12 protein-coding genes are annotated in these 15,312 nt (G+C 68.8%); 8 read left to right on the top strand and 4 right to left on the bottom strand.

All coding sequences use genetic code 11. The annotated features are described in order from the left end of the window. The first annotated feature begins 51 nt into the window (after positions 1-51). From AC2YHA_RS08830 to AC2YHA_RS08800, 7 genes are read left to right on the top strand one after another with little or no spacing between them, the layout of a single operon-like run. Complete coding sequence (locus tag AC2YHA_RS08830) at positions 52-2,454, top strand: TonB-dependent receptor (RefSeq protein WP_487401191.1); 2,403 nt, start codon at positions 52-54, stop codon at positions 2,452-2,454. A gap of 17 nt (positions 2,455-2,471) precedes the next feature. Then, positions 2,472-3,710, top strand: a complete 1,239-nt coding sequence (locus AC2YHA_RS08825) for a parallel beta-helix domain-containing protein (protein WP_487401190.1) — start codon at positions 2,472-2,474, stop codon at positions 3,708-3,710. Then, positions 3,707-4,876, top strand: a complete 1,170-nt coding sequence (locus tag AC2YHA_RS08820) for an SO2930 family diheme c-type cytochrome (RefSeq protein ID WP_487401189.1) — start codon at positions 3,707-3,709, stop codon at positions 4,874-4,876. The genes AC2YHA_RS08825 and AC2YHA_RS08820 overlap by 4 nt, the downstream gene beginning before the upstream one ends. Beyond that, on the top strand, positions 4,873-6,126 hold the full coding sequence (locus AC2YHA_RS08815) for a D-arabinono-1,4-lactone oxidase (protein ID WP_487401188.1): 1,254 nt from the start codon (positions 4,873-4,875) through the stop codon (positions 6,124-6,126). The genes AC2YHA_RS08820 and AC2YHA_RS08815 overlap by 4 nt, the downstream gene beginning before the upstream one ends. After that, positions 6,126-7,268 (top strand): DSD1 family PLP-dependent enzyme, encoded by a 1,143-nt coding sequence (locus tag AC2YHA_RS08810; protein WP_487401187.1) that lies wholly within the window; start codon positions 6,126-6,128, stop codon positions 7,266-7,268. Before AC2YHA_RS08815 ends, AC2YHA_RS08810 begins: the two co-directional genes overlap by 1 nt. After that, positions 7,265-8,398 (top strand): MFS transporter, encoded by a 1,134-nt coding sequence (locus tag AC2YHA_RS08805; RefSeq protein WP_487401186.1) that lies wholly within the window; start codon positions 7,265-7,267, stop codon positions 8,396-8,398. Before AC2YHA_RS08810 ends, AC2YHA_RS08805 begins: the two co-directional genes overlap by 4 nt. Position 8,399: 1 nt before the next feature. Continuing rightward, on the top strand, positions 8,400-9,044 hold the full coding sequence (locus tag AC2YHA_RS08800) for a TetR/AcrR family transcriptional regulator (RefSeq protein ID WP_233785753.1): 645 nt from the start codon (positions 8,400-8,402) through the stop codon (positions 9,042-9,044). Positions 9,045-9,134: 90 nt separating this feature from the next. On the opposite strand, the gene dinB is transcribed toward AC2YHA_RS08800, so the two are convergent. The 4 genes from dinB to paoA all read right to left on the bottom strand — a co-directional run bounded on the left by dinB (position 9,135) and on the right by paoA (position 14,206). Beyond that, positions 9,135-10,232 (bottom strand): DNA polymerase IV, encoded by a 1,098-nt coding sequence (gene dinB / locus AC2YHA_RS08795; RefSeq protein WP_487401185.1) that lies wholly within the window; start codon positions 10,230-10,232, stop codon positions 9,135-9,137. A 165-nt stretch (positions 10,233-10,397) separates the two neighbouring features. After that, complete coding sequence (gene paoC / locus AC2YHA_RS08790) at positions 10,398-12,608, bottom strand: aldehyde oxidoreductase molybdenum-binding subunit PaoC (RefSeq protein ID WP_487401184.1); 2,211 nt, start codon at positions 12,606-12,608, stop codon at positions 10,398-10,400. Positions 12,609-12,611: 3 nt separating this feature from the next. Continuing rightward, positions 12,612-13,562, bottom strand: a complete 951-nt coding sequence (locus AC2YHA_RS08785) for an FAD binding domain-containing protein (RefSeq protein WP_487401183.1) — start codon at positions 13,560-13,562, stop codon at positions 12,612-12,614. Beyond that, complete coding sequence (gene paoA, locus AC2YHA_RS08780; RefSeq protein ID WP_487401182.1) at positions 13,559-14,206, bottom strand: aldehyde dehydrogenase iron-sulfur subunit PaoA; 648 nt, start codon at positions 14,204-14,206, stop codon at positions 13,559-13,561. The genes AC2YHA_RS08785 and paoA overlap by 4 nt, the downstream gene beginning before the upstream one ends. Before the next feature lie 155 nt (positions 14,207-14,361). Here paoA and AC2YHA_RS08775 point away from each other — a divergent pair, with 155 nt between their 5' ends. Next, on the top strand, positions 14,362-15,312 hold the full coding sequence (locus AC2YHA_RS08775) for a cation diffusion facilitator family transporter (protein WP_487401181.1): 951 nt from the start codon (positions 14,362-14,364) through the stop codon (positions 15,310-15,312).

Below are 15,312 nucleotides of genomic sequence, written 5' to 3'. Positions count from 1 at the left end.
TCCAAAGGCATTCATTCTCCCAAAAAATACAGACACCAGGGAGGGCCGACGATGAGGGGACGGTACGGGCTTGGTCTGTTGATGGGTGCGGCGATGACGTGGTCGCTGCCCGCAGAGGCGCAGACGGCGCCTGGTCAGGCGGAAGCGCCGCCGCAGGCGGACCGCGGCGAGCAGCTCGACGACATCATCGTCACCGCGCAGCGGCGCGAACAATCGCTGCAGGAGGTGCCGATCAGCGTCACCGCGTTCAGCTCGGCGGGCATCGCCGCGCTCAGCGCCGAATCGATCGGCGATCTCGATACCTTCACGCCGGGCCTGACGATCAACGACACCTCGGTGACGCAGCCGTCGTTCACGATCCGCGGCGTCGCCACCGACGACTTCGGCATCGGCACCGATCCGTCGGTCGGCATCTTCGTCGACGGCATCTATTCGGGGCGCTCGGGATCGGCGCTGATCTTCTTCAACGACATCAACCGGGTCGAGGTGCTCAAAGGGCCGCAGGGCACGCTGTTCGGCCGCAACACCTCGGGCGGGGCGATCTCGATCGTCACCAACAAACCCTCCGACCGGCTGGAGGCGAACGGCACGCTGCAGGTCGGCAACTACGGCAAGGTCCGCGCCGACGTGACCGGCAACCTGCCGATCACCGGCAACCTCGCGCTGCGCGTGAACGGGGTGTTCAACCGGCGCAACGGCTATCTCAAGGACGCGATCACGGGCGAGGATCGCGAGCGCGAGCACAACACGTCGGGCCGCGCGGCGCTGCGCTGGCAGCCGGGCGCGAACACCGACATCATCCTCGCCTACGACCATGACGATACCGACAAGGACGGCCCGGCTGCGGTCGGCATCAGCCAATGGGCGCTCAGCAAGGATCCGTTCGGGCGCTTCACCAACGACGTGATCGGCAACCGGGAGACGCGCATCCTCAATGCCGTGTCGCTGACCGCGACGCATCGGATCGGCGACCTGACGATCACCAGCCTCAGCTCGTTCAAGCATTTCGAGACGCACAACCGCGAAGACGAGGACGGCACCGGCGATCCGACCCGCTATCTCGATACCGAGAATGTCGAGAAGAACTCGAGCATCTATCAGGAGCTGCGGCTCAACTTCGAGAACGACCGCTGGAACATCGTCGCCGGCGGGAGCTATTTCCACGAGCGTGGGCGGCAGCAAAGCATCGTCACCGCGCTCAGCGATTCGATCGACCGGCTGGTCGGCGAGGCGGCGGGCTTTCCGATCTTCACCATCCTCGACAGCGTCGGGCTGCCGGTCTTCGGCAACACCTTCCAGGAGACGATGAGCAACCGCGCGGCCAACGACTCGCTCGCCGCCTTCGCCGATGCGACGTTCAAGGTGACGCCGAAGCTGAGCCTGACCGCCGGCATCCGCTATACGCGCGATATCAAGCGGTTCAGCTGGTTCAACGACGGCTTCTCCGCGCCGGGGCTCGATGCGGTGGTCGCGCCGGGGGCTCTCTACAACGCGATCCTGGGCATGCCGGCATTCCCCGACGACGCTCCGATCAGCGCGGCCGATTTCTTCCGCGCGACGGTGGGGCCGAACGGCCTGGTGTTCGACAGCGGCGCATTGGAGGGGGTGCAGTTCACGCGGCGCGCGAAGTTCAACGACGTCTCGCCGCGCTTCGTCGTGCAATATGACGCGAGCGACGACGTCCATCTCTACGCCTCGGCCTCGCGCGGGTACAAGGCGGGCGGGTTCAACTCGGTCCAGATCAACTCCTTCTTCGCGCCGGAGAAGGTGTGGAATTTCGAGGGCGGGGTGAAATCGGAGCTGTTCGACCGCCGGGTGCGGCTCAACCTGTCCGGCTATTATTTCAAGTACCGCAACCGCCAGTCGATCAGCCTCGAGAGCGTCGGCGGCGGCATCCCGCAATATATCACGCGATCGGGCGACTCGCGGGCCTATGGCCTCGACCTCGACACCCAGTTCGTGGTGACGCGCGACTTCAACGTCACCGCCACCGCCGGCCTGATCGATTCCAAATGGGTGAAGCGGGTCGAGCAGGACATCGACATCGGCGGCCAGCCGACCGGCGAGCCGGTGTTCCGCGGCATCCTCGGCCTCCATTATTCACGCGAGACGGAGGGGGGCACGATCTTCGGCGACGCGAGCTACAGCTACACCTCGCGCCAGCGGATGAACGACGCGTCGCGCGCGATCGACGCCGCGATCGCCGATCCTGACGGCGCCGGGGTCGACCTGTCCATGCTCGACCGGCTGCGCAGCCCGCGCAACATCATCAACGCGCGGATCGGCTGGCGCAGCCCCGACAACCACTATTCGGTCGCCTTCTACGCCGAGAACCTGCTCAACGAGAAATATCTGCGCACGCTCAACACGATCACCGCCGACACCTTCTTCACCCCCTATGTCCGGCGCGACCGGCCGGGCTTCTATGGTGTCGAGCTGGGGCTGCGGTTCTGACGACAACGGGAGAGGCAATGATGACGAGGCGGATGGGATTGCTGGGATGCGCGGCGGCGCTGGCGCTCGCCGGCTGCGGCGGGCCGAAGACGGATGCCGAGGGTTTCACGATCGATCCCGACTTCGAGAAGAACCTCCAGGCCAGGCTGCTCGACGCCAAGCCGGGCACGGTGATCGACCTGCCCGCCGGCAAATATGCGCTGAGCCGCAGCCTCAGCCTTACCGCCAACGGCGTGACCTTGCGCGGCAAGGGGATGGACAAGACCATCCTGTCCTTCGCGCGCGCGACTTCGGGCGCCGAGGGATTGCTGGTCACCGGCGACGACTTCACGCTGGAGGACCTGGCGCTGGAGGACACCAAGGGCGACGCGCTCAAGATCAACGGTACCAAGAACGCCGTGATGCGCCGCGTTCGCGCCGAATGGACGCGCGGGCCCAATGCCGGGAACGGCGCCTACGGCCTCTATCCGGTGCAGGTGACCAACGTGCTCGTCGAAGGCGTCGTGGTGAAGGGCGCGTCGGACGCCGGCATCTATGTCGGCCAGTCGAACAACATCATCGTCCGCGACAGCCGCGCCGAGGGCAATGTCGCCGGCATCGAGATCGAGAATTCGAGCAACGCCGACGTCTACGGCAACACCGCCACCGGCAACACCGGCGGCATCCTGGTGTTCAACATGCCCAACCTGCCGGTGCCGGGCAGCAAGACGCGGGTATTCAAGAACCAGGTCGTCGCCAACAACCACGCCAATTTCGGCGCCAAGGGCAGTGCGGTCAGCTCGGTGCCGGCCGGGTCGGGGGTGATCGTCAACTCGAACGACGAGGTCGAGATCTTCGACAACGACATCAAGGACAATGCGACCGCCAACGTCATCATCTCGAGCTATTATTCGACCGGCTTCGATACCAAGGGCGGCATCGCCAAGGCCTATGATCCGTTCCCGGAGAAGATCTACGTCACCGGCAACCGCTTCTCCGGCGGCGGCGACAAGCCGGGCTCACCGCAGCTCGCGCCGCTGGCGGCACTGGGCGGCGGACGGATTACGGACGTGCTGTGGGACGGCTTCACCAACCCCAAGGTCGCCGACCCTCAGATCTGCGTGCAGAACGGCGAGGCGAAGGTGCTCAACGCCGACGGACCCTCCAAATACGCCAAGGCGCGGATCGACACCCAGCGCAACTGCGCGCCGGCGACGCGGCTCCCGGCCGTCACCCTGCCGGCGGCAATGACGAAGGACAGCGGCAAGGCATCATGATCGTGCGTCTGCTCGCGGCGCTGGCCGCGGCTTTGTTCGTCGCGGGGTGCGGCCAGGCGCCGCGCTCCGTGACCTTCCATCCCGACGAGAATCCCGCGAAGCTCTCGGCCTGGGGGCTGTTCACCGTCACCGACGGACGGATCGTGCCGCACGAGGGCATGATCACCTACGAGCTCAACACCCCGCTGTTCAGCGACTATGCGCAGAAATGGCGGACGGTGTGGATGCCGAAGGGCGTCCATGCGAGCTATCGGCCGGAGGGGGCGTTCGACTTCCCGGTGGGGACGATCGTCACCAAGACCTTCTATTATACGACGCCCGCCGATGCCGCCGACCCGCAGACCAGCGCGACGGTGGTGAAGATGACGCCCGCGACCTACCAGAGCGGTGTCGACGGGCTCGACCTCAAGCATGTCCGGCTGATCGAGACGCGGCTGCTGATCCGCCGCGCCTCCGGCTGGGTGGCGCTGCCCTATGTCTGGGACAAGGACGGGCGCGACGCGACCTTGGAGCGGACCGGCGCCGATGTCGCGCTGACGCTCGACGAGGGCGGCGGGCGCAAGGTGGCGTTCGACTATGCGGTGCCCAACCAGAACCAATGCTCGGGCTGCCACGTCCAGGATTTCCATACCCGCGCGGTCGAGCCGATCGGCCTCAAGGCGCGCCATCTCAATCGGGAGTTCGCGGGAGCGGGGGGCGAGATCAACCAGCTCGCGCGCCTCGTCAAGGCCGGTTATCTCACCGGCGTGCCGGCGAGCGGTGTCCCGCGCAACGCCAACTGGGAGGATGTTCGCGCCGACACGATCGCCCGCGGCCGCGCCTATCTCGATATCAACTGCAGCCATTGCCACAATCGTGACGGTGCGGCGCGCACCTCCGGCCTGTGGCTCGACGCCGCCACCAGCGACCCGCGCCTGCTCGGCGTGTGCAAGCCGCCGGTCGCCGCCGGCCGCGGCACCGGCGACCGGCCGTTCGACGTGGTGCCGGGCGATCCCGACCATTCGATCCTCGCCTACCGCCTCGCCAGCGACGATCCGGGCGTGATGATGCCCGAGCTCGGCCGCGACATCACCCATGACGAGGGCGTGGCGCTGGTCATCCAGTACATTCGCACGCTGAAGGGCGCCTGCGTCCAGGACGACGGCACCGAGACGGCGGCGCGATGAGCTGGTCCAACTGGTCCGGCAGCGTCATCGCGTCCGCACCCGTGTTGCGCCCCAGGGACGAGGCGGAGCTGTCCGCCGCGATCCGGCGCGCGGGCAAGGTGCGGGCGACCGGGGCGGGGCACAGCTTCATGCCGCTGTGCGAGTCCGGCGAGCTGATCGTCAGCCTGGAGGACATGGCCGGCGAGCTGACCGTCGCCGCCGACCGCCGCACCGCGCGCATCCCCGCCGGCTGGAGCATCCGCCGGCTGACCGCGGCGCTGTGGGAGGAGGGGCTGGCGCTCGCCAACCAGGGCGACGTCAACCCGCAGTCGCTCGCCGGGGCGATGGCGACCGGCACGCACGGCACCGGGCGCGACCTCGGCTCGCTGGCGACCTTCGCGCGCGGCTTCCGGCTGGTCGGTCCCGACGGCGAGGCGCGGTGGTGCGACGCCGCCACGAATCCCGATCTCTTCCAGGCGCAGCGGCTCTCGCTCGGCATGTTCGGCATCGCGACCGAAATCGAGGCGGCGGTGGTCCCCGCCTATCACCTCGCCGAGCGGATCGAGAAGCGGCGCTGGGACGAGGTGCGCGAGACCTTCGACACTTTGGTCGAGCGGCATCGCCACGTCGAGTTCTGGTTCTTCCCCCACGCCGACAGCGTGATCCTGAAGACGCTGGAGCCGACCGACCCGTGCGATCCGCCGCGCTCCACGACCGACATGGAGGAGACCGCCTTCCGCCGCGTGCTGGAGATCGCCCGGCGCGCGCCGTTCCTGACGCCGCTGCTCCAGCGCGGCATGATGCGGACGCGGTTCAAGAGCCGGCGGCGCGGGCCCGCGCACACCATCTTCCCGTCCGACCGCACGATCCGGTTCGAGGAGATGGAATATGAGATGCCGCGCGCGGTCGGCCTCGACACGCTGGGCGAGGTGGTGCGCTGGATCCGGCGCAAGCGGTTGCCGGTGACCTTCCCGTTCGAGTTCCGCGTGGTCGCGGGCGACGACATCTGGATGAGCCCGATGAACGCCGGACCGGCCGCCGCCATCTCGATGCACCAATATGCCCGGATGCCGTGGCAGGCGCTGTTCGCCGATGCCGAGGCGATCTTCCGCGCCAACGGCGGGCGGCCGCACTGGGCCAAGCGCCACCGCTTGACCCGCGCCGACGTCGATGCGCTCTATCCGATGGCCGAGCGCTATCGCGAGGTGCGCCGCGCGGCCGATCCGGCGGCCAAGTTCCTCAACCCGCATCTGGAGGCGTTGTTTTCCTGATGGACGACCGCGAGCTGCACACCCATCTGATCGGCCGCCAGGGATCGCGCGCCGCGCTCAACACGCCGGTGCTGGTGCTCGACGTCGAGGCGCTCGACCGCAACATCGCAAGGATGGCGGCGCTGACGGCGGAGCGCGGTGTGGGCCTGCGCCCCCATGCCAAGACCCACAAGAGCGCCGACATCGGCAAGCGCCAGATCGCCGCCGGCGCGCTCGGCCTGTGCTGCGCCAAGATCGGTGAGGCGGAGGTGATGGCGGACTCGGGGATCGCCGGCATCCTGATCACCTCGCCGGTGACCGCGCCGGGGGCGATCGAGCGGCTGGCGGCGCTGGCCGGGCGAGCCGCGGGGCTGATGGCGGTGGTCGACCATCCCGACGTCGCCGCGCGCATCGACCATGCGCTCGCCGCCACCGGGACGCGGCTCGACGTGATCATCGACGTCGATCCGGGCATCCGCCGTACCGGCGTCGCCTCGCCGGAGGATGCGGTGGTGCTGGCGCGGGCGATCGCCGGCCTGCCCAACCTCGCCTACCGCGGCGTCCAGTTCTACTGCGGCTCGCAGCAGCATATCGAGAGCTATGCCGAGCGCCACGCGGCGATCGTCGAGCGCACGGATTATCTGAAGCAGGTGATCGGCGCCCTGACCGAAGCCGGCTTCGCGCCCGGCATCGTCACCGGATCGGGCACCGGCACCCACCGCATCGACCTGGAGCTCGGCGTGTTCACCGAGCTGCAGGCCGGCTCCTACGTGTTCATGGACAAGCAGTATCTCGACTGCGACCTCGCCGACGCGCCCGAGCCGCCGTTCGAGACCTCGCTCGCGGTCGACGCGCGGGTGGTCAGCGCCAACCATCCGGCGCTGGTCACGATCGATGCGGGCTACAAGTCGCTGTCGACCGACGGCGGCGTAGCGGTGGTTCAGCGCGGCGCGCCGGCCGAGACGATGTTCATGTTCATGGGCGACGAGCACGCCGCGCTGATCGGCCCCGACATCGCCGCGCGGCTGCGCCCGGGCGGCGCGGTGAGCCTGACCGTGCCGCACTGCGATCCGACGGTGAACCTCTATGATTTCTACCATGTCGTGAGAGGTGACACGCTGGTCGACCTCTGGCCGGTGAGCGCGCGAGGCCGCGCCCGGTGAGCGAGGCCGGCGCCCGCCTGTCGCCGGACCGCATCGTCGCGATTCTCGCCGTCGGGGTGATCGGCGTGTTGATCCCCGGGCTGCAGCCGCAGCTGCTCGGCGCTCTCGAAGCCGAGGGGGTGCTCGGTGCCACCGCGCTCGGCGTGCTTGCCACTGTCGAGCTGCTGGCGATGGGTCTGGCCGCGGGGGGAGCGGGGTTCGTGCTGCCGTCGGCCAGGCTGCGCGAGATCGCCGGCGTGGCGCTGATAGTGACCGGAGCGCTCGACCTCATGACGCCGATGCTGGGAACCGGCGCGATCTTCCCTGCGCGGATCGCGGCCGGGCTCGCGGAAGGCGTGCTGGTCTGGATCGCGATCGGCTTCATCGTGCGCAGTCGCCGGCCGGAGCGATGGGCGGGCATCTATCTCGCCGTCCAGACGCTGGCCCAGTTCGCACTCGCAACGCTGATCGGAGTGGTCGGTGCGAGCGCTGGGCGCGGCTTCACGCTGCTCGGCGCTGTCACGGTTGCCGGCCTCCTTGCCCTGCCGTGGCTGCCGCGCGCCTATGCCGCGCATGAGGAAGCTGTCGGCGGCCATCCTCCACCACGCGGCCTCATCGCGCTCAGCGGAGTGCTGCTCTATCTCGCCTTCATCGTCGCGGTTTGGGTCTATATCGAGCCGCTCGCTCGCCAGCGGCAGGTCGGCGCGGCCGCGATCGCGATGGCACCGCCACTTGCGCTGGCCATGCAGGTGCTCGGCGCGGCGACGGCGACCCTGCTGGCGGAGCGGGTGCCGGCGCGGCTCACCGTCATCCTCGTTGGCGTCGTCAATCTCGGGCTGCTCGGGCTGATCGGCGCGCCGCCGTCGGACGCGGCGTTCGTCGCGGCGGTGGCGGCGTTCGGTTTCCTGTGGCTGTTCGTGATGCCCTTCCAGATCCCGATCGTGATCGCCGCCGATCCCAGCCGGCGCGCAGCGATGCTGATCGGCGGCGCGCAGCTCACCGGCTCCAGCCTCGGCCCGTTCCTCGCCGCGCTGCTGGTGAGCGATGCCGACGTGTCGCCGGTGCTCTGGTTCGGTGGGGCCTGCGCGGCTATGGGCGTGGCGGCGCTGATCGGCGCCGGCCGAGCGAGCGTTCCCGTACAAGAGAGTTGAAGTGGCTGGAGTTCCAAAGCCTTCCAAGCGATCCCGCCCCAAGCAGGAGCGGGCGCAGCAGACCTATGAGCTGCTGCTCGACGTCGCCGGGGAGTTGCTGGCGGAGGTCGGGATCGAGCGCATCTCGACCAACATGATCTGCGCCCGCGCCGGGCTCACGCCGCCGGCGCTCTATCGTTATTTCCCCGACAAATATGCCGTGCTGGAGGCGCTCGGGCGGCGGCTGATGGACCGGCAGAACGCGGTGCTGGAGGCGTGGATCGCGCGCCACGTCGACGGCGGCATCGAAGCGATGAGCGAGCATGTCGAGGAGCTGATGGAGGAGAATGCCGCGGTCACCCGCGACGAGCCGGGCGCGGTGTGGATCCTGCGCGCGCTCCACGCGACGCCGCGGCTGGTGCACGTCCGGCTCGAATCGCACCGCTACGTCACCGACAAGCTGACCGAGGCCTATGTCCGGCACCTGCCCGATATCGACCGCGACGCGCTGTGGCAGCGGCTGCGGCTCGGCATCGAGCTCGGCTTCGCCGCCGACGAGATGCTGTACGAGGAGACGCGCGTCTCGGCGGAAATGGTGTTCCGCAGCGTCGCCCAGATGCTGCGCGCGCAGATGGCGCAGACGCTGGCGGAGGGTGGGGCGGACTGAGACACTCCGTCATCCCGGCGGAAGCCGGGATCTCGTGAGGCTTACGGTACTGCAATCGCCTGAGATCCCGGCTTTCGCCGGGATGACGGCTTATATCATTGCCGCTTCGCGCTCCTCGAACAGCGGCAGCAACGCGCCATCCGTGCTGCCTGCATCGAAGTTGGAGACGGTGACGCCGACCAGCCGAATGCCCTTCTCGGGCGGGAACAGCGTGCGGACGAGGTCGAGGCTCGCCTGGCGCAACAGGTCCCGTGTCGAAACCATGGCGGTGTGGCTGCGGCTGCGCGTGACGATGCGGAAGTCCTGGAACTTGACCTTCACCGTCACCGTGCGGCCGAACGCCTGCGCCTTCTCGCACCACGCCCAGACGTCGTCCGCCATGCGCAGCACGCCCGCCTCGATCTCGGCCGGCTCGGTGAGGTCGCGGTCGAAGGTGGTCTCCGAGCCCGACGACTTGCGCTCGCGGGAAGGATCGACCGGGCGGGCGTCCTCGCCGCGCGCGATTGCGTGATACCATTCGGCGGCGCTGCCGAAATGCTCGCGGAGGAAGGTGAGCGATTGTGCGCGCAGGTCCGCACCGGTCTCGATGCCGAGCCGTTTCATCTTGGCCGCGGTCACCGGGCCGACGCCGTGGAAACGGGCGACCGGCAGCGTCTCGACCCAGGCCGGGCCCATCTCCGGCGTCACCGCGAACTGGCCGTTGGGCTTGCGGTGATCCGAGGCGAGCTTGGCTAGGAACTTGTTGTAGGAGATGCCGGCGGAGGCGGTGAGGCCGGTCTCCGCCAGGATGCGCGCGCGGATCTCCTTCGCGGTCGCCCAGGCAGTGGCGAGGCCGCGGCGGTCTTCCGTCACGTCGAGATAGGCCTCGTCGAGCGACAGCGGCTGGATGAGGTCGGTATAGTCGGCGAAGATCGCATGGATCTGTCGCGAGACCGCGCGGTAGACGTCGAAGCGTGGTTTGACGAACACCAGCTCCGGGCAGCGCCGTAGCGCGGTGACCGAGGGCATCGCCGAACGCACGCCGTACCGCCGCGCCTCGTAGCTCGCCGCCGCCACCACGCCACGCGCGGCGGCGTAGCCGACCGCCACCGGCTGGCCGCGCAGGGCAGGATCGTCGCGCTGCTCGACCGACGCGTAGAAGGCGTCCATGTCGATGTGGATGATCTTCCGAGGTGGCGGTGTGGTCACGTCGGTAGTTTAGTGCAGGTCGAACAAATTGTGAACGAGAGTCGTATGACTAGCCCCTCCCCTTCAGGGGAGGGGTTGGGGTGGGGGCCTATCCGCGGGCATGTCCGCTTGGGGCACTGCCCCACTCCCAACCCCTCCCCTGAAGGGGAGGGGCTTAACGGGAGATCACGCCACCGCCGGCAGCCGATCCAGGAACTTGTCGAGCGTGATCGGATAGTCGCGCACGCGCACGCCCGTCGCGTTGTAGACCGCGTTCGCCACCGCCGCGCCGACGCCGCAGATGCCGAGCTCGCCGACGCCCTTCGCCTTCATCGGCGACGAGATGGGATCGGTCTCCTCCAGGAAGATCACCTCCTGGTGCGGGATGTCGGCGTGGACCGGCACCTCATAGCCGGCGAGGTCGTGGTTGACGAAGAAGCCGAAGCGCTTGTCGATCGCCAGCTCCTCCATCAGCGCGGCGCCGGTGCCCATCACCATTGCCCCGATCACCTGGCTGCGCGCCGATTTGGGGTTGAGGATGCGCCCCGCTGCGCACACCGCGAGCATCCGGCGCACCCGGATCTCGCCGGTATAGGCGTCGACCGCCGCCTCGACAAAATGGCCGCCGAAGGTCGATTGCTGATATTGCTTGTCGAGGTCGCCGTACTCGATGAAGTCCTCGGCGACGATTTCTCCGCCCCGCGCGGCGTCGCCGAGCGGCACGCTGCGGTTGCCCGACCGGACCTGGCCGTCGGCGAACGCCGCGTCGGTGGCGTTGAAGCCGAGCCTCTGCGCCGCCGCCTCGCGCAGCTTCATGCAGGCGGCATAGACGCCCGACGTCGAGTTGTTCGCGCCCCACTGCCCGCCCGAGCCGCACGACACCGGGAAATCGGAGTCGCCGAGCCGCACCACGACCTTGTCGAGCGGCACGCCCATCGTCTCCGCCGCGGTCTGGGCGATGATCGTGTAAGTGCCGGTGCCGATGTCGGTCATGTCGGTCTCGACCGTCACCATGCCCTGCCGGTCGAGCCGCACGCGCGCGGCCGACTTGGTGAGTAGGTTGTTGCGGAACGCGGCGGCGATGCCCATGCCGACCAGCCAGCGCCCTTCGCGCACGCTGCCGGGCTTCGCTTGACGCCTGTTCCAGCCGAAGCGTTCGGCGCCGGTCTTGAGGCATTCGACCAGCCGGCGCTGCGAGAAGCGGCGGGAAGGCTGTTCGGGATCGACCTGGGTGTCGTTGAGGATGCGGAACTCGATCGGGTCCATGCCGAGTTTTTCCGCCATCTCGTCGATCGCGATCTCCAACGCCATCAGCCCCGGCGCCTCGCCCGGCGCGCGCAGCGCATTGCCCTCCGGCAGGTCGAGCACGGCGAGGCGCGTCGCGGTCATGCGGTTGGCGCCGGCATAGAGCAGGCGGGTCTGGTTGACCGCCGTCTCCGGCCCGCCGCCGGGGAGGTCGCCCGACCAACTCTCATGGCCGATCGCGGTGATCTTGCCGTCGCGCGTCGCGCCGATGCGGATGCGCTGGATCGTCGCCGGGCGGTGGGTGGTGTTGTTGGCCATCAGCGGCCGCGTGAGCGCGACCTTGACCGGGCGACGCACCGCCTTCGCGCCCAGCGCCGCCAGCACCGCATCGGCGCGGACGAACAGCTTCCCGCCGAACCCGCCGCCGATATAGGGCGAGACCAGCCGCACATTCTCCCTGGGGATGCCGAGCGTCTTGGCGACGTCGCCCTTGCCCCAGTTGATCATCTGGTTGGAGGTATAGATCGTCAGCTTGTCGCCTTCCCACAGCGCGATGCTGGCGTGCGGCTCCATCATCGCGTGCGACTGGTCGGGCGTAGTGTAGGTGGCGTCGAGCTTGACCGGCGCGGCGGCGAAGGCGGCGGCGAAATCGCCGACCGCGGTGTCGGGCTTGCCGCCGAACTCGCTCGGCGGGGGCGGGGGCGCCGAATCCTTCACCGCCGCCAAGTCGAAGCGGCCCTTGCCGCGGGCATAGTCGACCTTGATCAGCGAGGCGGCGGCGCGCGCCTGCTCGAACGTCTCGGCGACCACCACCGCGATCGCCTGGTGGTAGTGCTCGATCTCGGGCCCACCGAGCAGCTTGGCGGTGTTGAAATTGCCCTTGCCGAGCGTGCCGGCATTCTCGGCGGTGACGATCGCGAGCACGCCGGGCGCGGCCTTGGCATCGGCAAGGTCGATCGAGGCGATCCGGCCCTTGGCGATCGCAGCGCCCACGACATAGCCATAGGCGGGGTTCTGCACCACGTCGTGCCGCTCATAGGCATAGGGCGCGGTGCCGGTGGTCTTGAGCGGACCGTCGATGCGGTCGGTAGGGCGGCCGACTACCTTGAGCTGATCGATCGGGTTGGTTCCGGCTGGGGTGTCGAACTTCATGGCTCAGGCCCTCGCTTCGGCCAGTACCGCGCCGAGCGTGCGCTCGACCAGCGGCAGCTTGAAGGCATTGTCGTGCGTCGGCTTGGCGCCGGCGAGCAGCTGGGCGGTCACCGCCTTGGCGCCGCGCGGCATCGCCGCCTCGGCCGCCTCGACGCGCCACGGCTTGTGCGCGACGCCGCCGACCGCCACCCGGCCGCTGCCGTCGCGCTGCACGATCGCGGCGACCGAGACCAGCGCGAAGGCGTAGGACGCGCGGTCGCGGACCTTGTGGTAGAGTTGCTTGCCGCCGATCGGCTTGGGGAGGGTGACCGCGGTGATCAGCTCGCCCGGCGCGAGCACGGTCTCGACATGCGGGGTGTCGCCGGGCAGGCGGTGGAACTCGGCGATCGGGATGGTGCGGGTCGCGCCGTCGGGCTTCACCGTCTCCACCGTCGCGTCGAGCGCGCGCATCGCCACCGCCATGTCGCTGGGATTGGTGGCGATGCACGCCTCGCTGGAGCCGATCACCGCATGGCCGCGGCTGAACCCGCCGATCGCGCCGCAGCCGCTGCCGGGCTTGCGTTTGTTGCAGGGCTGGTTGGTGTCGTAGAAATAGGGGCAGCGGGTGCGCTGGAGCAGGTTGCCGGCGGTGGTCGCCTTGTTGCGCAGCTGGCCCGAGGCGCCGGCGACCAGCGCGCGGGCGAGCACGCCATAGTCGCGCCGCACGCGCTTGTCGGCGGCGAGATCGGTGTTGCGGACCAGCGCGCCGATGCGCAGGCCGCCGTCCGGCGTCTCCTCGATCTTGTCGAGCGCGAGACCGTTGACGTCGACCAAATGCGTCGGCGTCTCGATCTCCAGCTTCATCAGGTCGAGCAGGTTGGTGCCGCCGGCGATGAACCGTGCGCCGGGCGTGCGGGCGACCAGCGCCGCCGCCTCGGCGGGAGAGGTCGCGCGTTGGTAGCTGAACGCCTTCATGCCTTCGCTCCTCCCGCGACCTCGGTTATCGCCTCGATGATGTTGGAATAGGCGCCGCAGCGGCAGATGTTGCCGCTCATCCGCTCGCGGACCTCCTCGACGGTGAAGTTGGGGAGGGCGGCGACATCGGCGGAGACATGGCTGGGGATGCCCGCCTTGATCTCGTCGAGTACCGCCACCGCCGAGCAGATCTGCCCGGGCGTGCAATAGCCGCATTGGTAGCCGTCGTGCTTGACGAAGGCGGCCTGCATCGGATGCAGCTTGTCGGGGGTGCCGAGGCCCTCGATCGTGGTGATCTTGTCGCCCTCGTGCATCACCGCGAGCGTCAGGCACGAATTGATCCGGCGGCCGTCGACGATCACCGTGCAGGCGCCGCACTGGCCGTGGTCGCAGCCCTTCTTGGTGCCGGTGAGATGGAGGTGCTCGCGCAGCGCGTCGAGCAGCGTGGTCCGCGTGTCGAGCGTCAGCTCGCGCTTCTTGCCGTTGACCTCGAACGTGACGGGAGCCGTCACCGGTCGTTCTGCCATGTCGCTCGCTCCGCGCTGAACCTTTGCCGCGCCGGGTACGGCGGTGACCGCCGCCGATGCCGCGCCGCCGATCAGGACGCCGCGGCGCGACACGTCGAAGTCATGGGACCCGCTCATCTCTATGCTCCGATTCGTCGTTCCCGGTCAGGGGCTCAATCGGTCTGGCGCGGCCGGGTTCCGCGTCCGTCGGCCATTCTGCACGGCTCCCGGCGAGCGGGCAAGGGCGCGGACGGATGAGACTGGCGTGGGAAACGTCTGGTAACTGGCGGGTTATGCTCCGGCAATCTCGGGAAGGCGCCGTGGAAGGGAAGTCGAACCTCGTCCTCTATGCGGCGCTGGCCGCCAACCTCGGCATCGCGGTGGCCAAGTTCGTCGCGGCGGCGATCTCCGGCTCGTCAGCGATGCTGACCGAGGGGTTCCACTCGGTGGTCGACAGCGGTAACCAGCTGCTGCTGCTCTACGGCAAGCGCCGCGCCGAGCGGCCGCCGGACGAGATTCACCCCTTCGGCTATGGCCGCGAGCTTTATTTCTGGAGCTTCGTCGTCGCGATCCTGATCTTCGCGACCGGCGCGGGCCTGTCGGTGTACGAAGGCGTCGTCCACCTCCAATATCCCGAGCCGCTGCGCGATCCGCTGATCAACTACATCGTGCTGGCGGTCGCGCTCGTGCTGGAGGGCGGCTCATGGTGGATCGCCGTGCGCACCTTCGGCCGTGCCAAGGGCGATCTCGGCTGGTGGCGCGCGATCCGCAGCTCGAAGGACCCGCCGAGCTTCATCGTGCTGTTCGAGGATTCGGCGGCGATGGCCGGCATCCTCATCGCCGCACTCGGCGTCTACCTCAGCCATGCAACCGGCGATCCCAAGTGGGACGGCATCGCCTCGATCGCGATCGGCGCGGTGCTGGCGGTGGTCGCAGCGCTGTTGGCCCGGGAATCGAAAGGCCTGCTGATCGGCGAGCGTGCCGACCCGGCCCTGACCGCCGCGGTGCGCGCTTATGTCGCCGATCTGCCGGAGGTCACGCGGGTCAACCACGTCCGCACCATCCACACCGCGCCTGACCGGATCTTCATCGCGATGAGCGTCGACTTCGTCGACTCGGTGACCGCAGGCGAGCTGGAGCGGCTGATCGAGCGCGTCGAGAACACGCTGATGGCGCGATGGCCGCGCATATCGGCGGTCTATATCCGGCCGGAACGCGCGGCGGACAGCGGCTCGCCGCGTTGA

The organism is Sphingomonas sp. SRI_018 (genome assembly GCF_057586275.1).
Note: the sequence above shows the minus strand (reverse complement) of the source record. Positions and strands in the feature narration are given on the sequence as shown.